The organism is Streptomyces sp. NPDC006602 (genome assembly GCF_042870385.1).
Lineage (GTDB): Bacteria > Actinomycetota > Actinomycetes > Streptomycetales > Streptomycetaceae > Streptomyces.
Genome location: NZ_JBIAHG010000002.1, coordinates 159,088 through 178,997 on the forward strand (window position 1 = coordinate 159,088; position 19,910 = coordinate 178,997).

A 19,910-nucleotide genomic window follows, 5' to 3' on the forward strand; every position below is an offset into this window, starting at 1 on the left:
AGTACCTCCCTCGCCGGTTCCGGCGAGGGGGGCGCCGTACGGACCCCATCGACCGCCGTGGCCAGGCGCCGTCGCCGCCGGCGACCAGGTCCAAGCGGCCACGGCCTGAGGGTCGGCTCAAGCGAGCGTGGCGGTGTCGATCACGAAGCGGTAGCGCACGTCCGAGGCGAGGACGCGCTCGTAGGCGTCGTTGATCTTCGAGGCGGGGATGACCTCGATTTCGGCACCGAGGCCGTGCTCGCCACAGAAGTCGAGCATCTCCTGGGTTTCGCGGATGCCTCCGATCGCCGAGCCGGCGTAGGAGCGTCGGCCGAGGATCAACGAGAAGGCGTTGACCGACAGCGGCTCCGCCGGGGCGCCGACGTTGACCATCGTGCCGTCGATGGCCAGCAGCGAGAGATAAGCGCTGACGTCGAGCGGCGCGCTGACGGTATTGACGATCAGGTCGAAGGTGCCGGCCAGCTTCTCGAAGGTGTCCGGGTCGCTGGTGGCGTGGTAGGCGTCCGCGCCGAGGCGCAGTCCGTCGTCGATCTTCTTCAGTGACTGGGACAGGACGGTGACCTCCGCACCCATGGCGTGGGCGAGCTTGACGGCCATGTGGCCGAGTCCGCCCAGGCCGACGACGGCGACCTTCCGGCCCGGCCCGGCACCCCAGTGACGCAGCGGGGAGTAGGTGGTGATGCCTGCGCACAGCAGTGGCGCGGCCTCGTCCAGGCCCAGGGTCTGGGGAATCTTGACCACGAAGTCCTCGGTGACCACGACGTGGGTCGAGTAGCCGCCCTGGGTGATCGTGCCGTCCCGGTCGACGGAGCCGTAGGTGAGGATGTTGCCGCGCAGGCAGTACTGCTCTTCGCCCTTGAGGCAGCTCGTGCACTCACCGCAGGAGCCGACCATGCAGCCGACGCCCACCCGGTCGCCGACGGCGTGACGGGTGACCGCGGGGCCGATCTCGGTGACGATACCGGCGATCTCGTGACCGGGGACCAGCGGATACGGGACCTCGCCCCACTCGCTGCGGACGTGGTGGATGTCGGAGTGGCAGATCCCGGCGTACTTGACCTCGATCAGGACATCGTGCGGACCCAGGTCGCGGCGCTGGATCGTGGTGGGGACGAGCGGCGCGGTCGCGGAGACCGCGGCATAGGCGTTGACGGTGAGCACAGGTTCTCCTGGTCTGGCGTGTGCGGTTCCCACGGCGGTCACACCGCGGGGGCCTGACGGACGGCCGGTGGAGGTTCCCCGCCGACGGGGCGTCACATCAGGTCTTGCGGGCCGGCGTAGCGGGCCCGATATCCACGCAACCACGCGGCGGCCCCCGCCCGAGCCCCCGTAGGGGGCACTGCTCACAGGGGGGTCCGGCAGTGCCCCTTTCCAGCACCTGACGCGTCCGGGATCGCCGTACGGTAGTTCTATGGACCGCAGCAGCGAGATCCGTGAGTTCCTGCGCACCCGCCGGGCTCGGATCACCCCCGAACAGGCCGGTCTCGCCCCGCACGGCGGCGCCCGCCGCGTGCAGGGCCTGCGCCGCGAAGAAGTCGCCCAGCTCGCCGGGGTCAGCGTCGACTACTACGTCCGCCTGGAGCGCGGCCGCACCCAGGGCGTCTCCGAGGCCGTCCTGGACTCCGTCGCCCGCGCCCTGCACCTCGACGACACCGAACGCGCCCATCTCTTCGACCTCACCCAGCCCAAGGCCACCACCCGGACCCGCCGCAAGCGGCCGCTCGCCCCCCAGCGAGTCCACCCGGTCCTGTACCGGACCCTGGACTCCCTCAGCGTCCCCGCGATGGTCATGGGCAGACGCATGGACGTCCTGGCCGCCAACAAGCTCGCCCACGCCCTCTACACCGACTTCGAAGCCCGGCCCCGCCGCGAACGCAACTTCGCCCGCTTCGTCTTCCTCGACGAGGCCGCCCGCACGCTGTACGCCGACTGGGACCAGGTCGCCGGCGACTGCTTGGCCTTGCTGCGCATGTACGCCGGCCGCCACCCCGACGACCCGCAGCTCACGGAGCTGATCGGCGAGCTGTCCCTGCACAGCGACACCTTCCGCCGCCTGTGGGCCGACCACGACGTCATCGCCCACACCAGCGGCACCAAACGCCTGCACCACCCGCTCGTCGGCGACCTCACCCTCGACTACGTGGTTCTGGCAGTAGAAGGCGACCCCGAGCAGACCCTGGTCATCTACACCCCGGAGCCGGCGTCCCGCTCTGCCGAAGCCCTGGGCATCCTCGCCAGCTGGACCAGCACGTCCACCACCCGCCCCCAGACCTCCGGACAGACACACAACCCAGCCGGCTGACACCCGCGGACATTCGCAGCACGAGCGCCCGAAGCGGCCCAGCGCCGCATCACGGCCGCATCCCAGCGCCTTCGCCAGGAGAAACAGCATGGAATTCGCCAAGCAGCAGCCAACCGTCAAGGCACCGGCAGACTGGTTCACGGGTGACGTGTGGTTCGACGTGATCCACGCCGGCCAGGAGCCGTCCCGGATGCGCGCCAACCTGGTGCGTTTCTCGCCCGGCGCGCGCACGCACTGGCACTCTCACGCCATGGGTCAGGCCCTGTACGTCGTCTCCGGCACAGCCCTGATCGGTACCCGCGACGGCACGGTCTTCGAGGCTCACCCGGGCGAGACCGTCACCTGTCCGCCCGGCGAGGAGCACTGGCACGGCGCCGTGTCCGACCGTTTCATGGAGCACATCGCCATGTGGGAGGGCCTCGGCGACGGCACCCCGGAGACCGAGTGGCGGGAGCCGGTCACCGAGGAGCAGTACAACGGGCCGCGCACCACCAGCCGGGCCTGAACCGGCAACCGCCCTGTGAGGGGGCGGGTTCATGCCGGCCGGACCAGTCCCACGTCGTAGGCGAAGACCACGGCCTGGACGCGGTCGCGGGCACCGGTCTTGGCGAGGATGCGGCCGACGTGGGACTTGACGGTGGTTTCGGCGACATGGAGGTGCGCGGCGATCTCGGCGTTGCTGTAGCCGCAGGCGATGGCGTTGAGGACCTCGCGTTCGCGGTCGGTGAGGGAGGCGAGCCGGCGTTCCTGATCACGACTGCGGTGGCTCATCTTCTGGCTGAAGACGTCGATGAGTTTCCGCGTGAGGCCGGGCGCGATGACGGCGTCTCCGGCAGCCACCGCGCGGATGGCGGCGACGAGTTCACCGGGCTCGGCATCCTTCAGGAGGAACCCGCTGGCGCCCGCACGCAGGGCCGCGTAGGCGTCTTCGTCGAGGTCGAAGGTGGTCAGGACCAGAACGTGGGAGCGGCTGCCGGAGGTGACGATGCGTCGGGTGGCCTCGATGCCGTCCATGCCGGGCATGCGGATGTCCATGATGACGACGTCGGGGCGGAGTTCAGCGGCCAGCTTGACCGCTTCGGCTCCGTTGGCGGCCTCGCCGACCACGGTCAGGTCGGGGTGTTGTTCGAGGAGCAAGGCGAAGCCGAATCGGTGCAGGGCCTGGTCGTCGACGACGAGGACGGTGGTCATGACGGGCAGCTTCTCGTGAACGGTGCTGGGGCGGTGAGGACGGCTCCATGCTCGTGGGCGTCCTTTCGCTGCGGGCGAGTCCGGCGGCTTGGCGGAGGTTTCGGGGGCGTGAAGGGTGCCGCGGTGGGGATGAGGAGGGCGCGGACGGTCCAGCCGCCGCGGGTGTTGGGGCCGGCGGTGATGCTGCCCTGGTAGAGGGCGGCACGCTGGCGCATGCCGACCAGACCCTGGCCTCCGCCATCGCTCCGGTCGGCCCGATGTCGGAGGCGATGGGGGCCGGTGTCCTCGATGGTGACGTGGACCAGGTCGTGGTCCACGCAGACGGCGACCTGGATGGTCGGGTCGGGTGCGGCGTGTTTGAGGGTGTTGGTGAGGGCCTCTTGCACGATGCGGTAGACGACCAGTTGGAGTCCCGTGGCGAGTCCTTCCAGGTCGCCCTCGGTGTGCAGGGTGACGCTGGGGCCCGCTGCCCTCACCCGTTCCAGCAGGGCGTCGAGGTCGGCCAGACCCGGCTGGGGGGCGAGCGGCGGGGCGGTGCCGGGTTCGCCGGGCTCGTGGTGGATGACGGTGAGGAGGCGGCGCAGGTCGCCCAGGGCGCCGCGCCCGCTGTCGGCGATGAGCCGCAGGGTGTCGGCGCCGCGCCTGGGTTCGTTCTCGGTGAGTCCGGCGGCACCGTTGGCCAGGCCCACGACGACGGACAGGGTGTGGCCGAGGATGTCGTGCATCTCGCGGGCGATGCGGGCGCGTTCGGCGGCTGCGGCAAGGCGGGCACGCTGGTCGCGTTCCACTTCCAGGCGCACGGCACGGTCCTGCAGGGCCGTGATGTAGGAGTTCACGAGTCGGCTGATAACACCCAGTCCGGCGATCGCCACGACGTCGAGCAGCATGATCAGGATCAGCGCGGGAGCCTGCAGGAAGTGGTCGAGCTGCCCGTCGGACGAATAGACCACGTACGCCGCGATCCCTTGCGCGAGGCCGACGGCCAGGGCAACGACCAGTTGGCGGGCGGTTCCACGGCGGCCCACGTTGAGCAGGGCCACCAGGCGCCCGGCGTCCGCGGCCGTCAGGATTCCCAGGGGGAGTGCCGCCACGGCGGTGGCGGTGGTGATGGCGTAGACCGTCATGGGGTGCTGCTTGCGCCAGAGCAGCGGGACGGTGAGCCCGGCGATCAGCGCCAGGACCGCCGGGACGCCGGGTCCGTCGGCCGCGTCCAGGAGGGAGGGCAGGCCGAACGCGGTGCACAGGGCCGGCACGCCCCAGCGTGTGACCTGCGGATGGGCCTTTTCCGCACGATTCATCGACGCCAGCCAGCACAGCAGAGGGCGGAACGTGCGGTGTTCCGGACCACTCAGCAGGGTCCGTGGATCTACGGGATGAGCCGTCGGTGCTGGTGCGGTCACTGTCGTACATCCTTCATGGTGTGAGCGGGCCTTCCAGCGGTCCTGGCGGTGACGGCCGAGGGCAGGATTTGGAGACCGGCCGGGGCGGTTTCCCGCCCGTGCGGCCAGCGGCCCGAACCCGCGCCCGGGGTGTCGGCCGGAGCGCGGGGCGGCTCGTCAGACGGCGGACCAGCCGTCGTCGACGGGCAGGACAGCGCCGTTGATCATCTCGGCGGCATCGGAGGCGAGGAAGACGATGGCGGCGGCCTGCTCCTCGGGGGTGGACCGTCGGCCGGAGTTGGTGCGGAGGAAGTCGCGCATGACGGTCGGCCCGTGCGGGGCCGGCCCGCCGTCGGGTTGGGCCTCGCCCAGCATGGTGTTCACGAGGGCCGTGATCTTGGCGGGTTCCAGGGAGTTGGTGAGGTTGTTGGTCTGTGTCCCGCCAGGGGCGATGGCGTTGGTGCGGATGCCCTGCCCCCGGTACATCACGGCGAGGCTCTTGACCAGGCCCACGACGCCGTGCTTGGAGGCGGTGTAGGCGGTACCGGACGCGCTGCCGCGGAACCCGGCCTCGGACGCGGTGAAGACGATCGTGCCGTGGCCCGCTTCAAGCATGTGCGGCAACGCGGCCCGGGTCAGCAGGAAGGGCGCCGTCAGGTTGATCCGTATGACGCGTTCCCACTCGGCGTCCTCGACGTCGGCCAGAGCCGACATGCTGTCTGTGATGCCGGCGTTGTTCACCAGGACGTCCAGGCTGCCGAAGGTCCGGATGGCGGTGGCCACGACCTCGTCGACCACCTGCGGGTCACTGAGGTCGCCGGCGACTGCGACGGCGGTGCTACCCGCCGCCTCGATCGCCTTGGCGGTCTCCTCGGCGCCGTCCTTGTTCAGGTCCGCGACCAGGACCTTGGCTCCCTCCTTGGCGAACATCAGGGCCGCGGCCCTGCCGATGCCCGAGGCCGCCCCGGTGACGATGACGCTGCGTCCTTCAAATCCCGTGCCACTCATGGGTATTCCTCTTCTCTATGTGCGTTTCACGCCTCTGTGCGTGCGGTCTCATCCCGCCTGATGGTCGGCGGTGGTCCTTGCGTTGCGGACCGGTGTCCGCGGGCCCGGCGGCGGTGGGACATGTGATCCGCCGCCAGGCCCGGGATGCGCGCCGTACCCCCTGTCCCCACGGAGCACGGCGCGGTGGGGCCGCCGCCGCTCAGGACGGCCCCGTTCGGTGTGCCCCGGGCTCAGTGAGCCGGGGCCTGCGGTCGCTGACCGCGCAGGGCGCTGTCCGCCTCGCCGGTCACCATGTGACCGGCAGTTCGCGGACGCCGTAGACGGCCATGTCGTGCCGGAGCCGCAGCTCCTCCAGCGGCACCGCCAGCCGCAGCTCGGGCAGCCTGCGCAGCAGGGTGGGCAGCGCCACCTGCAGCTCCATCCGCGCCAGGGACTGGCCCAGGCACTGGTGGGTGCCGTAGCCGAAGGCGACGTGGCCGCGGGAGTTGCGGTCGACGTCCAGGGTGTCGGGCCGGTCGAGGAAGGCCGTGTCGCGGTTGCCGGCGGGCAGGTTGATGGACACGCCCTCACCGGCCCGGATGAGCTGTCCGCCGAGGGTGAGGTCCTCGGTGGCGACGCGCCAGACGTGGTCCTGGGGGACCGTCAGGTAGCGCAGCAGTTCCTCGACCGCGTTCGCGACCACGGCCGGGTCGTCGGTGTCGCGGATGCGGGCTGCCTGATCGGGGTGGACCAGCAGGGCCAGGGTGCTCAGGGCGGTCATGTTGGCCGTGGTCTCGTGGCCGGCGATCAGCAGCATGAGGCCGTCCATCGCCACGTCTTCACGGGTGAGTTCGCCGGTGGCGACCCGCTCACCGATCAGACGGCTGATGAGGTCGTCGCCCGGCTCGCGCTCCTTGCGCCCCACCAGCTCCAGCAGGTAGCCGAAGAGGGCGCCGCTGGCCACCCGCTTGCCCTGCTCCGTGGTGTTCGCGTCGGTCAGGGTGTTGCTGTGATGCTGGAAGAACTCGTGGTCGGAGTAGGGCACTCCGAGCAACAGGGAGATCACCAGGGACGGGATGGGCAGCGCGTAGTCCCGGACCAGGTCCGCCGGCTGTCCCTTGGCGATCATCTGGTCGAGGAAGTCGTCCGCCATCTTCTGAACGTCCGGGCGCATCCGCTCCACCCGTTTGATCGTCAATTCCCCGGTGAGCATCATCCGCAGCCGGGCGTGCTCGGGGTCGTCCATCCGCTGGAAACTCTGGGGCAGGTCACCGGCCTTCCCGGAAGAATCCGGGTAGCCGGGACGCCGGTCGTCCGAGCTGAGGCGCGGGTCGCTCAGAGCCGCGCGGATGTCCGCATACCGGCTCACCACCCACAGCGGCTCGCCATGTGACACCGCCCGCTGGAGCCCTTCGGCCGCACGCCAGTCGGTGTACTCCTGGGGCGGGTCGAAGGGGCAGCGCGCGTCACGCTTGCCGGGGAAGGCGGGTAGGCCGGTCGGGTCGTTCGTGGGGGTTGATGTACTCATGGATGCTCCTGTGGGGGGGGGGGATTGCTGTGGGGGTGTCGGCACCGCACACGGTTGGCGGTGCCTGGTGAGGTGTCGGCGGCGACGGTCGGCAGGCGTCACTCCGCCAGGTGGATGGCGGCGGCCGGGCAGACCATGGCCGACTCGCGGACCGCCTCGTGCACCTCCGGCGCGGGCGTCTCGTCCAGCAGTACGACCATGCCGTCCTCGTCGCGCTGGTCGAACACCTCGGGCGCGATCATCACGCACTGCCCGGAGGCGACACATTTGGGAACGTCTACTTCAACCTTCATGGCATCTCCATTCGTTGGACTGCCTCCCCGCCCCGGCCGGGTGGGGGGGCTCTGGTCAGAAAGCGGTCAGGGCCTGCGGTCGGCCCGGTTCGTGTCATCAGGCGGCCGGCAGTTCGTGCAGGCCGTAGGTGACCAAGTCGTGCCGGAACCGCAGCTCCGCCGGCGGCGCCGCGAGCCGCAGCCCGGGCAGCCTGCTCAGCAGGGTGGAAAGGGCCACCTGGAGTTCGACGCGGGCCAGGGGCCGGCCCAGGCACTGGTGGATGCCGTAGCCGAAGGCGACGTCGCTGAGTCGTTGAGCTCGCGGTCAGGCGGCGGCTGCGTCACTGGCGGCCGACTCCCATGCGGTGCCGGCCGCGACGAGGGCCCGCAGGGCTCGGACGGTCTTCGGCGGCAGGCCCACGGCGAGTGCGCCGGCCAGCCGGTCCCCTGTCCGGTAGGCGACGAGGAGCCGCCGCTGCGCCGGGTCGTGTTCCATGACCATCGCCTCGTCGTGGCCACGGAGGTATCCGTACGCCTGGATCCTCATCGTGTACTGGTCGGACCAGAAGTACGGCACCGGCGCGAACGGCCGCCGCGCGTCCGGGTTCAGCAGGTTGCGGGCGACGGCCATGCCCTGCTCGGCGGCGTTGGTGCGGTGCTCGATGCGCATCGCCGTACCGAAGAGCGGGTTGTGCCAGCGCGCCACGTCCCCGACCCCGTACACGCCGGGTGCGGCCGCGCTGAACTCGTCGCAGACCAGTCCGTTGTCCACGGTGAGCCCGCTGCCGGCCAACCACTCGGTGTTGGGCAGGGAGCCGATGGCGACCAGCACGTCGTCCGCCGGGAGGACGGTTCCGTCGGCCAGCCCGACGCCACGGACCTCGCCGTCGGCCCCGAGGATTCCGGCGACCTGGGCTCTGGTGTGCAGCAGGACCCCGTGGTCACGGTGGATCTGGGCCAGGAACTGACCGGCCTGTTCACCGACGGCCTGCGCCAGAGGGAGGGGAGCCGCCTCCAGGAGCGTGACCTCTACCCCGAGCCTTCGGGCCACGGCGGCCGCCTCGGCACCGATGAACCCGGCGCCGACGATCACCATTCTCCGCCCGGGCCGCAGCCGCGCCTTGAACGCCAGAGCGTCCTCCAGGGTGCGCAGCGTGTGCACTCCGGCCAGCCCTTCGGTTCCGGGCAGGCCGCGGGGACGGACTCCGGTCGCGATGACCAGGGCGTCGTACGACACGCGGGTGCCGTCGGCCAGAGCCACGGTCCGCCTGGCCGTATCCAGCCCGGTCGCGGTCATGCCCAGGCGCAGGTCCAGGTCCAGCGCGTCGATGTCCTCCTCCGGGCGCAGCGGGAGCCGGTCCGGCTGCCACTCCCCCGTCAGGATCTGCTTCGACAACGGCGGGCGATCGTACGGCAGATGCTTCTCGCCGCCGACGAGTGTGAGCCCACCCTTGTACCCCAGCCTGCGCAGCGCCTCCGCAGTGGCCAGCCCGCCCGCCGACGCGCCGACGATGACGACCCGGTTCACGACTCCGCCAGGTCGACGGCGGCGGCCGGGCAGACCATCGCCGACTCTCGGACCGCGTCGTGCAGGTGGGGCGCGATCAGCAGGTACTGCCCGGAGGCAACAGACTTGGGAACATCGACCTTCTCTTTCATCTGAATCTCCTTCGTTGAATCGCCGGTTCGCGTCCGGATCGCCCAGGTGCGGTGGACACCGGTTCAGGAAGTCGCCGGCCGCGACCACTACTTACGGCTTCGTGACCTCGCACCGCTCCGGCCGAGATGGGCACGGCCCGCGCCGGGCCGACAGCGGCCCTGTGCGTTCCCGAAGAGCGCGCTGTGCCGCAGCGCGTCGCAGACCATGACCGCGCGTCGGAATACGGCACCGAGGGGCGCGCACGGTGAGCTGCCCCAAAGGGGGGCCGGCGACCGGCTTGCCATGGCGATGACCATCGGCGGCATGGGCGTTCGAACAGCCGTGACTGGCGTTTGGTGGAGTGCCAGGCTCATAACGAGCTGCCGCCGCGGCCCACACTAGGCACACTCACCAGATCTTGCCAAGAAGGAAAACTTGCCAAGCCGGAAAAAATCCTGGATGGTGGTCGGCATGACGAAAGAGCCGAGCCTGCGCGAACGGAAGAAGCTGGCGACCCGGGCGGCATTGAGCCGTGCGGCCTGGTCCCTGATGGTCGAGCGGGGACTCGACGCGGCGACCCCGGAGGCGATCGCTGCGGCAGTGGATGTGTCGCCGCGCACGTTTCGCAACTACTTCGCCAGTCGCGAGGCGGCGATCCTCGACGGCCTGGTACGGAGCGGCACTTCCCTGCTCGACGCCATGCGCGCCAGGCCCGTGGAGGAGCCGCCGTGGGACTCCCTGACACAGGTGCTGCCGTCCTTCGCCGCGCAATACGTCGGTCAACGGGACAACATCGCGGTGCTGATGCGCGTGGTCGGCGAGCAACCGTCGATGCGGGCGCAGCACCTGGTCACGTACGAGCAGACCGATCAGCAGCTCGCGGAACTCTTCGCCGAACGCACCGGCACCGACGCCGAGCGGGACTTGACTCCCCGCCTGCTGGCCGCCGCAGCAGCTGCCGTGCTGCGGACGTCCATGGAGATGTGGGCACAAGGCCACACCGACGTCGCGTTGCCCGATCTTGTCCGAGAGGGCCTTCTGCACGTGCGCGCCGGCCTTCCCACCGGTGCCGCCGTGGCGGCTTCCTAGCCATCCCCACCTGTGTCGCTGTCCACGCGCCGGGGCGCGTGATCTCGCAAACCCTTGATGAGGAGGAGCGCTTCATGGTCTCGATTCCATGCACGCTGAACCGATCCGCATTCCGTCGGCAACGGCTTGCCACGGCACCAGCCGGGCGCCACCGCGCCAACGCATACCGGTCTGCCGGTGTGGCAGCAGAGAGCCCGAGAAACCGATGAGTGCCTTCCACTCCGATCTCCTGCTCGGACGCTTCATCCCCAAGATGTCGTACGGACCCTTGTCCTCGCGCGTCATGCGGAGCCTGAAGCCGCGCCCGACCGCCCCTGGGACCGACCTCACCGTTCAGGAAATAGTCGTACCCGGGCCGAAGGGCGCACCGTCCGTCTCGCTCCGCGTCTTCCAGCCGACCGGCTTGAAGGCTGCTGCTCCGGCCCTGCTGTGGATACACGGCGGCGGCCTCATCTTCGGAGCCCCGGAACAAGACGACCGGACGAGCATCGCCTTCGCCCGCGAACTCGGCATCACCGTCGCCGCGGTCCGTTATCGACGGGCGTCGGACAGTCCCGCGCCCGCGGCCGTCGAGGACGCCTACGCCGCACTGCGCGGCCTGATCGCGCGGGCGAGCGAACTCCACATCGACATCGACCGCATCGCGATCGGGGGTGCCAGCGCGGGTGGCGGAATCGCCGCGGCCCTCGCGCTGCTCGCCCATGACCGTGCCGAGATCCGGCCGGTGTTCCAACTGCTGGTCTACCCGATGCTCGACGACCGCACGACGACGAGAACGGACCTGGACGCGCGGAACATGCGTCTTTGGACTCCCAAGAGCAACCAGTACGGCTGGTCGTCCTACCTCGGCGACGCCGTAGCGGGCCCGGACGTCTCCCCGTACGCGGCCGCAGCCCGCCGCGAGGACCTCACCGGGCTCCCCCCGGCCTGGATCGGCGTCGGCACCCTCGATCTCTTCCATGACGAAGACGTGGAGTACGCGCGCCGCCTCAGCGACAGCAAGGTCCCCTGCGAACTCCACATTGTTCCGGGCGCGTTCCACGGGTTCGACGCGGTGTTCCCCAAGGCCGACGTTTCCCAGCAGTTCTGGCGCCTGCAGGCGCGGGCGCTGGATGCCGCGCTGTACGGCTGACACACACCGGCGCGCCACTCCGCGCCACGTACGGGACGGCCCCCTCGGCCAGCACCCGCATCGCCATCGAAGTCCTTCAGACCCCGACGACTGCACCTGCGCCAGAGCGCTGCCACTTTCGGGCTGAACACCACACCTTTGCACAGCGCGGAGAAGGCGCCTGCGCCTTGCGCCCAGCACATCCACCAGGAGCACATCATGGAAACACCGACCCCCGTCCGCGATGCCGGCGGACGCGAGCCGGGTTCGCCCGAGGCGGGTACATCCGACGCGGACAGGAAGATGAAGATCGTCAAGTACGTCTTCCTCTTCGTCATGCCCTTCCTCATGGTCACGATGATGTACGCGACGTACATGGGCACCATGCACTCGCCGCAGACCCGGGACATGCCGGTCGCCGTCGTCGGCTCGGGGGCCGTGGCCCAGTCCGTCGTCGACGAGCTGGAGACCGCCAAGGACGGCGCCGCCGAACCCCGGCTGGTCGCCGACCGCACGGAGGCACTCGGCCAGCTCAAGGACCGTGACGTCGCCGGCGTCCTGCAGCTCCCCGCGGACGGCGCCACCGAGGCGACTCTCTACACGGCCCAGGGAGCCGGCGCCTCACAGGCATCAACGGTCAAGCAGCTCCTCGCCCCGGTGGCAGCGGGTCACGACTGGACGACCAAGACCGAGGACATCGCGCCCCTGCCCGCCGGTGACAGCGCGGGCATCGCGGTGTTGTTCGCCGCGATCGGCATGATGATGGTCGGGTACTCCCCGCTGAGCGGCATGATCGCGGCGGTGCCCCATCTGCTCTCCGTGCGCAGGTTCCTGCCGATACTGGCCGGCTGGGCGGTGGCGACCAGCTCGCTGATCTGGCTGATCCTGGGGCCGATCGTGGGCGCCATCGACGGCCACTATCTGCAGTTCGTCGGAGTCGGCCTGCTCGCGACCGGCGCGGTGGCCCTCGGCCAGCTGCTGTTCGTGAAACTCATCGGCGGACTGGCGGTGCTGCCCGGCATGCTGCTGTGGATGGTCTTCGGGGTGCCCGCCTCCAACCTCGCCATGCCGATCCACTCGATGCCCGGCTTCTTCGGCTTCCTGCACAACGTGCTGCCGCTGCCGGCCGCGGGCGAGGCGCTGCGCTCCATCGTCTACTTCAACGGCCGCGGCGTCGGCACCCACCTGCTCACCCTCGCCGTCTGGGTCGTCGCCGCCCTCGCGCTCAACCTCCTGGTGGAGCGCCGCAAGGGGCTCACCATTCCGAACACCGAGGCGACCGACGACCCCCACTTCCCCCGGCCCGCGATGGCCGGTGGACCGGTGCGCTCCAAGCGGCTCCGGTACTTCGCGGTGGCCGCCTTCCCGCTGACCATCCTCACCGCCGTCGTCGGCCTGATGAGCGCCTCCCTGCACGAGCCGCAGGTCCGCGACATGCCCGTCGTGGTCGTCGGCGCCTCGCAGGAACAGGCCACGCAGGCGGCCCGCGGTCTTGAGGACGGCCTGGGCGACCTGCTCTCCCTGACCACCAGCACCTCCCTCGACGCGGCGACGGACCAGATCCGCGAGGGCAAGACCGTCGGCGTGTACGTCCTGCCCACCTCAAGGGGCGGCGAGGCCTCGCTGTACACCTCCTCGGCCGCGGGCGTGAGCCAGAACACCGCGCTGCAGGCGATGTTCCAACAGATCTCGGCGAGCCAGAAGGCCCCGCTGGAACTGACCGACGTCCAGCCGCTGAACGCTTCCGACTCCAACGGCAGCAACAGCATGTACGCGGCCATGTCCTGGATCATGGCCGGCTTCCTGATCATGGCGGTGCTGCGCGGCGGCGCGCCCGAGATCAACCGGCTGCGACAGCTGCTGCCGATGCTGGCCGGCTGGGCGGTCGGCATGGCCGTATGGCTGTGGTTCCTCTTCGACGTCCTGATCGGCGCGATCAACGGCCACGCCTGGGCGATGATCGGCTTCGGAGCACTGACGATCTTCTGCATCTCGATGTTCACCGGAGTCTTCACTCGCACCCTCGGCATCGCCGGCATCATCCCCGTGCTGGTGATCGCGATATTGGTCGGGGTCCCCGCCTCCGGCGGAGGTATCTCGCTCTACATGGTCCCCGAACCCTTCCGCGACCTGAACGACCTCCTGCCCCTGCCCGCCGCCGTCGACATCGTCCGCGCCACGGTCTACTTCGACCACTCCGGTGTCGCCGGCCACCTCGCGACCATCGCCGCCTGGGGCGCCGTGTGCCTGCTGCTGCATGTGCTGATCGACCGGGGCATCGCCCGCCGCAACCGCAAGGCCGGTGCGGACGGCGGCCCCGACACTCCCCGGGGCGGTCAGGAGGCCGAGAGGCCCGCCCCCGAGCCGCTCGACCGGACCGGCATCGCCTGAGGCACCCTGCGCGCTGTCGCCCCGGGTAGCAGGCGGACCACGCGCCGACGTTCCTGACCGGGGTCCCCGTCCGACGGGACGGGGATCCCACACGATGCACCGATGCAGCAGAAGCGGCTCCGGTGCAGGTGCACCGGGCCCGCCAGGAGGTCAACGCGGGAGCGGGCTGGTGGCCGAGGCGACGGCCCGTGCCGCCGCGACCTGTCGGACACGGAACAGCCCTGACCGCCGACCTCAAACTCCCGAGCGTAGGAAGCCTCCCGGCAGATGCCGGGAGGCTTCCTCTCGGGCCCGTCACTCTCGTTGTGCCTGAGGCTGTCGATCTGCTGTCCTCTACCGCTCAGAGCACGGTGCCCACCTCCTCGGTCAACGTCCGCAGGAGGTTGTCCTGGAACGCCTCGTCGTGCACTGCGCGGTGCGGCTGCTGCCGCCGGCGGTGATACCAGTAGCCGCCGGTCGTCAGGGCCTGCGGTTCGTCGCTCGACGCAAGCCACTCTTGCGTTTGACGACCGAGCTCCAGATCATCCGGTGCGTTCGGTCCGCCCATCTTCGTCGGCACCCAGCCCGGGTCCACGGCGTTGCTCAGCACTCCTGGGCGCAGACGGGCCACCGCGGCCGCAAGCGTCGTGACGAACAGCTTGCTGTCGGAGTACGAGCCCGCGCTCTCGCCCCGCCAGTCGAGCCGGCGAGCGCGGGGCGCCCACCGAAATGTGAGCCGCTGCTCAGGTACACCAGCCGACGCGGCCCGCGGAGCAGGGCCGTGAGCAGGTACGGCGCGATGATGTTGACCGGCATGACCGCCGGTCCGCTCCACACGCCGGCGTTGTGGATGACCGCGTCGAGAGGCTTGGCGTCATTCAGTTCGGCGGCGATGCGCCGTACGGCGTCACGGTCGGTGAAGTCGCCCACCACAAGGTGCGCCCCACGGGCGACCAGCGCGTCGAGGCCCGCCGCGCGCTCCCGGTTCCGGGCGTGCACCACCACGTCGTGGCCCGCGGACAACAGTGAGGCCGCCGCGGCGCGTCCAAGGCCGTCCGCGGAACCGGTCACCAGGATGCGACTCACCATCGCACCGCCCCTCGGACGCGCGAGCCCGCTCGTCGGCGCGGACGTTGTCGGCAGTGCGCATGTCCGCTCTTCGCATGGACGTGTCTCCTTGCTTTCATGGGGCCCAGTCGCGCTTTGCGCCGGTTCGAAGATCGAGAACGTCAGGGAAGGGCGGTCTTGTTTCCGTGACTGGCATGAGCCTCGCACTCACGGACCGAGATCAACTCCCTCAACGTCGGCCACGCGTGGCGGTGGTGAGTCCGTGACGACGCTCCGCTGCACACACGCAGCTTGTTTCGTCATGGCCCTCCGCTGACGGTCACACCGCACGGACCACTCGCACACCGACGACACCGCAGTCACTTGGTACGCAAGGCGTCGAGGAGTCGGGGCGATACCTGGAGTGCCGTGCGTTGCATCAGGTCGAGGACTCCTCGGGTGCCTGCCATCTCCGATCCCCCGCCGGCCCGGCCGGGGCCCCCGTGTCGCAGGGCGGGGAGCGGTGATCCGTGGCCGGTGGTCTGCGTCATGTTCGCCGAGTCCATGAGGTGCAGCCGGCCGTGCCAGGGGGCCGCCTCCCGTACGAAGGCGGTCGTCCAGGCGAGGTCGTCGCCGACGACCGAGGCGGCGAGGCTGCCCCGGCCGCGCGCCACCAGGTCCATGGCGTGGGCGGTGTCGCGGTAGGCCAGCACGGTCGCGGCCGGTCCGAAGGGCTCCACCTCGTGGGGCGCGGCGGCGTCCGGGTCGGCGGAGATGAGGAGGGTGTCCAGGAAAGCCCCCCGCTGCGGGTCGGCGTCGACCACCCGCACCTTGTCCGGGTCACCGTGGACGAGGCGCCCGGACTCCGCGATCCGCCGCACCGCGCGGCGTACGTCGTCGCGCTGCGCGAGGCTGACGACCGCCCCCATCCGCACTCCTTCCGCGGCGGGGTTGCCGATGGTCACCCCGGCGAGCTCGGATGCGACGGCGTCGAGCGTGGCTGCCTCGTGCTCCCGTGGGACGAGGACGCGGCGGATCGCGGTGCACTTCTGGCCCGCCTTGACCGTCATCTCGGTCACGACCTCGCGTACGAACGCCTCGAAGAGCGGCGTTCCGGGCGTGACGTCCGGGGCCAGCACGATGGCGTTGACGGAGTCGGCCTCCGCGTTGAAGCGTACGGAGCGGGCCACCAGGTTGGGATGTGTGCGCAGCGTCTGTGCGGTGGCGGCCGAGCCGGTGAAGGAGAGGATGTCCTGCTCCCCGAGCAGACCGAGTGCCGGACGCACCGAGCCGACGACCAGCTGCAGGGAGCCGGGCGGCAGGACGCCGGCGTCGGTGATGATCCGCACGAGGTGTTCGGTGAGGTAGGCGGTGGGGGTGGCCGGCTTGATCACGCTGGGCAGGCCGGCCAGCAGCGCCTGGGCCAGCTTCTCCAAGGGTGCCCAGACCGGGAAGTTGAAGGCGTTCACCTGAAGCATCAGGCCCGGTGAGGGGGTGACGAGGTGGACGCCGAGGAAGTCCTCGCCCCGGGCGAGGCGTTCGGCGGGACCTTCGAGAAGGTGGGGCGCGTCCGGCAGTTCGGTGCGTGTCCGGGTCGCGTAGTCGCGCAGGACGCGGATGCCGCCGTCGACGTCGTAGCGGGCGTCCGCCAGGGTGGCTCCGGCGCGGGTCGACAGGGCGTACAACTCCTCGCGGCGTGCGCGGACAGCCGCGGCGACCGCGTCCAGCAGGTCTGCTCGCTGGTGGAAGGTCAGCATCCGGAGTGCCTGGCCGCCGGCGCGGCGGGCGTGGTCGAACGCGGCCACCAGGTCGAGGCCCGTGGAGGAGACGCGGCAGACCAACTCTCCCGTGACGGCGTCGTGCACGTCGGCCGCCGAGGCGTCGGTGGTCGTCGGCGCGGCCCAGGTGTCCTGCAGATAGCTCTCGAGAAGCATGGGATGCGGCCCGCTTTCGTCGGAGGGGTCGGGGGTTGACTGCTGGGAGGGGCGGATCGCCCCGCAGTCCTCTACGGGACCGGGTGGTGACCCCAGATGTCGGCCGTGTACGTACGGCTCACCCAGGTGCTCTCGTCGACCTGTACGCCGCCCGCGCCGATCTCGATGCCGAAGCCGGCCGGTGAGGTCATGTAGAAGGAGAACATCCCGTCGTTGGCGTGCTTGCCGAGCGTGGCCATGAGTTCGACGTCGTGTTCGCGCGTCCGGTCCAGGGCGCGGCCGACCTCTTCCGGGGTGGTCACCTCGCACAGGATGTGGTGGGTGCCCTCGTTCTTGTACGAGCGGATGAAGGCGATGCTGTGGTGCCGGGGGTTGCAGCCGAGGAAGTAGAACGTGCCCCAGGGGTAGTCGGCGGTGTCGCTGAGCCGGAAGCCCAGGACATCGCAGTAGAAGTCGACCGCCTCCTGGACGTGCGGCGTCTTCATCACCACGTGCCCGAGTCCCTGCTCGCCGGTCACGAAGTCGACGCCCAGCGGTGACACGAACTGGCTCGGGGCGAGACGACGGCCGCAGAACAGCTCGGTGCGGATGCCGAGGGGGCCACCGAAGTGCACCATGCGGGCCACCTGCCGGTCCCGGCACTCCTCCTCGGTGCCGGCCGTCACGTCGACGCCGGACTCCTTGAGGCGCACCGTCATCTCGTCGATCGCCGCCCCGTCACGGACCTCCCAGCCGATGACCGTGACACCACCGGCCTCCGCCTCCGTCAGCCACATGCGGAACGGATGCTGGTCCATCCGCAGGCGATGGCGCACGGGCCCACCAGGGTCCCCGGTCTCGACCGCGAGACCTATCACTGTGCGGGCGTACTCCGCCCACGCTGTCGGATCGGGCGTGCCGATCCCCACATAACCAAGGCTCTGGATCGTCATGCCGAGGACGATATTTGTTAGACCCTTGACGGTCAAGGCTCTGACGAATACCTTGCCGTCATCGAGCCGAGGAGGACTCCGATGCCGGAGAAACCCCGCCTGCAGCCCGTCGACGAGACCGACCTGCAGGAGAAGACACTGGCGTCACTGGCGCCGTACCGCGACCAGGACGGCCGGATCCACACGATCTGGGCGACCCTGGCCCACCATGAGGACGCACTGCGCCGCTACCTCGTCTTCAGCAACCACGTGCTGGGCAAGAACACCCTGCCGCTGCCGTCCCGGGAGCTGATGATCCTGCGGATCGCCGCCCGGGCGCAGGCGGCCTACGAGTGGGACCAGCACGTGCGTATCGCCCGCCGGGCCGGCCTGTCCGACGCGACGATCCTGGCCGCCGCGACCGGCGCCTGGGACGGACTCGACGACCTCGACCGGGTGCTGCTCACCGCCACCGACTCGCTCGTCGACCGGCAGGGCGTGGACGACGAGCTGTGGAACCGGCTGACGGACCACCTGAGTACCGAGCAGGTCATCGACGTCCTCTACACCGTCGGCCAGTACCTGACCATCGCCACCGTCATCAACACGCTCGGCGTCCAGGTCGAGGGCGACCTCACCTTGCCCCTCCCCCACCCCGCCGACCAGGCCGTTCAGAAGGAAGTGCCCGCATGAAGCTCGCCAACCTCGCCGGCCGCCCCGTCGTCGTACGCGACGACCGTGCCCTCGACATCGCCGACGCGAGCAAGGGGGCGATCGAGCCGCGCCTGGAGGTGCTGGCCGACCTGTCCCTCCAGGACGAGCTGCGCACCCTCGCCGAGCGGGCCGCGGAGGCGGACTGGCGGGAGTTCGACCCGCGCGAACTGGGCCGGGTCGCCAAGCCGTACAAGGCCATCGGGGTCGCCCTCAACTACCGGGCGCACGCCGAGGAGTCGAATCTCCCGGTCCCCGACGAGCCGTCGGTGTTCGCCAAGTTCGCGTCGTCCGTGGTCGGCCCCTACGACGCGATCGTCGTGGAGCCGCAGTACGACAAGGTCGACTACGAGGCGGAACTCGTGGTCGTCATGGGCCGCACCGGCAAGAACATCTCGCAGGCCGACGCCTGGTCGTACGTGGCGGGCGTGACCGCCGGCCAGGACATCAGCGACCGCAGGGAGCAGTGGCGCAAGCCGATCAACCAGTTCACGCTGCCGAAGTCGTACGACACCTTCAGCCCGATCGGCCCCTACCTGGTGACTCTCGACGAGTTCGAGGACCCGGACGACATCGAGGTGGCCGGCTGGGTCGACGACCTCGAGGTGCAGCGCGGCCGCACCTCCGACCTCATCTTCAGCGTGCCCGAACTGATCGCCTGGCTGTCGAAGCGGGTGACGTTCGAGCCGGGCGACCTGATCTTCACCGGCACCCCGGCCGGCTGCGGAGTCCGCCGTACACCCCGCCTCTACCTCACCGAGGGCAAGGTCCTGCGGACCGAGGTCACCGGCGTCGGCACTATGGTCAACCCGGTCATCGCCGGTTGAAATCGAACGGAAGGCGCGAGATCGTGACGGACACCGTGCGCGAGCCGGGCACCACGGGTACCAGCCGAACCCGGGAGTTCTCCGAGCTCCTGCGCCACCACCATCGTGAGCTGGGCACCACTGATCCGCGGGACCTCGACGCGATCGAGATGGTCACCGACCTCACCCGTCTCGAGGCCCGGCTGACCAAGGACTTCGAGAAGCACGTCCACCGGCCGCTCGGCCTGACCTGGGCGGGCTTCCGGATCCTGAACGCCCTGTGGATCTACGGCCCGCTCGGCCAACAGGACATCGGCCGGGTCTCGGGGTCCACCCGCGCCAGCATCTCGAGCGCGCTGGCGACCCTGGAGAGCCGTGGCCTGGTCACACGTGAACGCGTCGAGACCGACCGCCGTCAGCTGTTCGTCGAGCTCACCCCGGAGGGCCAGGAGACACTGCGGCTCGCGATCCAGGCGCAGACCAAGCGCGAGCGGGCGTGGACCGCCGTACTCCGCGACGATCAGCTCAGTGAACTGGTCCACCTGCTGCGTACGCTGGTCAACCAGGAGACCCCGCCCGCGGAGTGACAGGGCCCGGGAAACCGGCCCACCGACTCGTGCTCGGAGCCGTCGT

At 70.2% G+C, this 19,910-nt stretch carries 20 protein-coding genes and 1 pseudogene; 8 read left to right on the forward strand and 13 right to left on the reverse strand.

Going from position 1 to position 19,910, the window contains the following annotated elements; genetic code table 11:
- Nucleotides 1-117 precede the first annotated feature (117 nt).
- Entirely contained in the window at nt 118-1,161 is a 1,044-nt protein-coding gene (locus tag ACFYO2_RS05390) for an NAD(P)-dependent alcohol dehydrogenase (RefSeq protein ID WP_307177916.1), read from the reverse strand.
- Between the two features lie 250 nt (nt 1,162-1,411).
- On the opposite strand from ACFYO2_RS05390, the gene ACFYO2_RS05395 reads away from it, so the two are divergent.
- The gene (locus ACFYO2_RS05395) at nt 1,412-2,302 is read left to right on the forward strand and encodes a helix-turn-helix transcriptional regulator (protein WP_388344382.1); all 891 of its coding nucleotides are present in this window, start codon (nt 1,412-1,414) and stop codon (nt 2,300-2,302) included.
- Between the two features lie 88 nt (nt 2,303-2,390).
- Entirely contained in the window at nt 2,391-2,807 is a 417-nt protein-coding gene (locus ACFYO2_RS05400; RefSeq protein ID WP_388344384.1) for a cupin domain-containing protein, read from the forward strand.
- 29 nt (nt 2,808-2,836) lie between these two features.
- Here the strand turns inward: ACFYO2_RS05400 and ACFYO2_RS05405 are convergent, their stop codons facing one another.
- The 8 genes and pseudogenes from ACFYO2_RS05405 to ACFYO2_RS05440 form a co-directional block, all read right to left on the reverse strand.
- On the reverse strand, nt 2,837-3,493 hold the full coding sequence (locus ACFYO2_RS05405) for a response regulator (RefSeq protein WP_388344386.1): 657 nt from the start codon (nt 3,491-3,493) through the stop codon (nt 2,837-2,839).
- Nucleotides 3,490-4,791 carry a sensor histidine kinase gene (locus ACFYO2_RS05410; protein WP_388344389.1) on the reverse strand — a complete coding sequence of 434 codons (1,302 nt, stop codon included), beginning with the start codon at nt 4,789-4,791 and terminating at the stop codon, nt 3,490-3,492. The genes ACFYO2_RS05405 and ACFYO2_RS05410 overlap by 4 nt, the downstream gene beginning before the upstream one ends.
- A 258-nt stretch (nt 4,792-5,049) precedes the next feature.
- Complete coding sequence (locus ACFYO2_RS05415; protein WP_388344391.1) at nt 5,050-5,880, reverse strand: SDR family NAD(P)-dependent oxidoreductase; 831 nt, start codon at nt 5,878-5,880, stop codon at nt 5,050-5,052.
- A gap of 286 nt (nt 5,881-6,166) precedes the next feature.
- Nucleotides 6,167-7,387: a cytochrome P450 gene (locus tag ACFYO2_RS05420; RefSeq protein WP_388344394.1), complete on the reverse strand. Its 1,221-nt coding sequence runs from the start codon at nt 7,385-7,387 to the stop codon at nt 6,167-6,169.
- A gap of 98 nt (nt 7,388-7,485) precedes the next feature.
- On the reverse strand, nt 7,486-7,680 hold the full coding sequence (locus tag ACFYO2_RS05425) for a ferredoxin (protein ID WP_307079882.1): 195 nt from the start codon (nt 7,678-7,680) through the stop codon (nt 7,486-7,488).
- A gap of 97 nt (nt 7,681-7,777) precedes the next feature.
- Nucleotides 7,778-7,960 (reverse strand): annotated as a pseudogene (locus tag ACFYO2_RS05430) (cytochrome P450); the annotation flags it as partial.
- A gap of 24 nt (nt 7,961-7,984) precedes the next feature.
- Entirely contained in the window at nt 7,985-9,187 is a 1,203-nt protein-coding gene (locus ACFYO2_RS05435; protein ID WP_388344396.1) for an NAD(P)/FAD-dependent oxidoreductase, read from the reverse strand.
- Complete coding sequence (locus tag ACFYO2_RS05440) at nt 9,184-9,318, reverse strand: hypothetical protein (protein WP_388344399.1); 135 nt, start codon at nt 9,316-9,318, stop codon at nt 9,184-9,186. Before ACFYO2_RS05440 ends, ACFYO2_RS05435 begins: the two co-directional genes overlap by 4 nt.
- A gap of 439 nt (nt 9,319-9,757) precedes the next feature.
- Here ACFYO2_RS05440 and ACFYO2_RS05445 point away from each other — a divergent pair, with 439 nt between their 5' ends.
- The 3 genes from ACFYO2_RS05445 (at nt 9,758) to ACFYO2_RS05455 (ending at nt 13,889) form a co-directional block, all read left to right on the forward strand.
- On the forward strand, nt 9,758-10,387 hold the full coding sequence (locus tag ACFYO2_RS05445) for a TetR/AcrR family transcriptional regulator (RefSeq protein WP_388344402.1): 630 nt from the start codon (nt 9,758-9,760) through the stop codon (nt 10,385-10,387).
- 205 nt (nt 10,388-10,592) lie between these two features.
- Nucleotides 10,593-11,519, forward strand: a complete 927-nt coding sequence (locus ACFYO2_RS05450; protein ID WP_388344404.1) for an alpha/beta hydrolase — start codon at nt 10,593-10,595, stop codon at nt 11,517-11,519.
- Between the two features lie 198 nt (nt 11,520-11,717).
- Nucleotides 11,718-13,889 carry an ABC transporter permease gene (locus ACFYO2_RS05455; protein ID WP_388344406.1) on the forward strand — a complete coding sequence of 724 codons (2,172 nt, stop codon included), beginning with the start codon at nt 11,718-11,720 and terminating at the stop codon, nt 13,887-13,889.
- A gap of 340 nt (nt 13,890-14,229) precedes the next feature.
- Here ACFYO2_RS05455 and ACFYO2_RS05460 read toward each other — a convergent pair whose 3' ends face one another.
- The 4 genes from ACFYO2_RS05460 to ACFYO2_RS05475 form a co-directional block, all read right to left on the reverse strand.
- Nucleotides 14,230-14,478: a hypothetical protein gene (locus tag ACFYO2_RS05460; RefSeq protein ID WP_388344409.1), complete on the reverse strand. Its 249-nt coding sequence runs from the start codon at nt 14,476-14,478 to the stop codon at nt 14,230-14,232.
- The gene (locus ACFYO2_RS05465; RefSeq protein WP_388344411.1) at nt 14,472-14,957 is read right to left on the reverse strand and encodes an SDR family NAD(P)-dependent oxidoreductase; all 486 of its coding nucleotides are present in this window, start codon (nt 14,955-14,957) and stop codon (nt 14,472-14,474) included. Before ACFYO2_RS05465 ends, ACFYO2_RS05460 begins: the two co-directional genes overlap by 7 nt.
- A 338-nt stretch (nt 14,958-15,295) precedes the next feature.
- A complete protein-coding gene (gene paaZ, locus ACFYO2_RS05470; RefSeq protein WP_388344414.1) occupies nt 15,296-16,849 on the reverse strand; it encodes a phenylacetic acid degradation bifunctional protein PaaZ in 1,554 nt (517 codons plus the stop codon).
- Between the two features lie 71 nt (nt 16,850-16,920).
- The gene (locus ACFYO2_RS05475; RefSeq protein WP_388344416.1) at nt 16,921-17,781 is read right to left on the reverse strand and encodes a VOC family protein; all 861 of its coding nucleotides are present in this window, start codon (nt 17,779-17,781) and stop codon (nt 16,921-16,923) included.
- Between the two features lie 81 nt (nt 17,782-17,862).
- On the opposite strand from ACFYO2_RS05475, the gene ACFYO2_RS05480 reads away from it, so the two are divergent.
- From ACFYO2_RS05480 to ACFYO2_RS05490, 3 genes are read left to right on the forward strand one after another with little or no spacing between them, the layout of a single operon-like run.
- Entirely contained in the window at nt 17,863-18,453 is a 591-nt protein-coding gene (locus ACFYO2_RS05480) for a carboxymuconolactone decarboxylase family protein (RefSeq protein WP_388344418.1), read from the forward strand.
- Nucleotides 18,450-19,298: a fumarylacetoacetate hydrolase family protein gene (locus ACFYO2_RS05485; protein WP_388344421.1), complete on the forward strand. Its 849-nt coding sequence runs from the start codon at nt 18,450-18,452 to the stop codon at nt 19,296-19,298. Before ACFYO2_RS05480 ends, ACFYO2_RS05485 begins: the two co-directional genes overlap by 4 nt.
- Nucleotides 19,299-19,321: 23 nt before the next feature.
- On the forward strand, nt 19,322-19,864 hold the full coding sequence (locus ACFYO2_RS05490) for a MarR family winged helix-turn-helix transcriptional regulator (RefSeq protein ID WP_286068058.1): 543 nt from the start codon (nt 19,322-19,324) through the stop codon (nt 19,862-19,864).
- Nucleotides 19,865-19,910 lie beyond the last annotated feature (46 nt).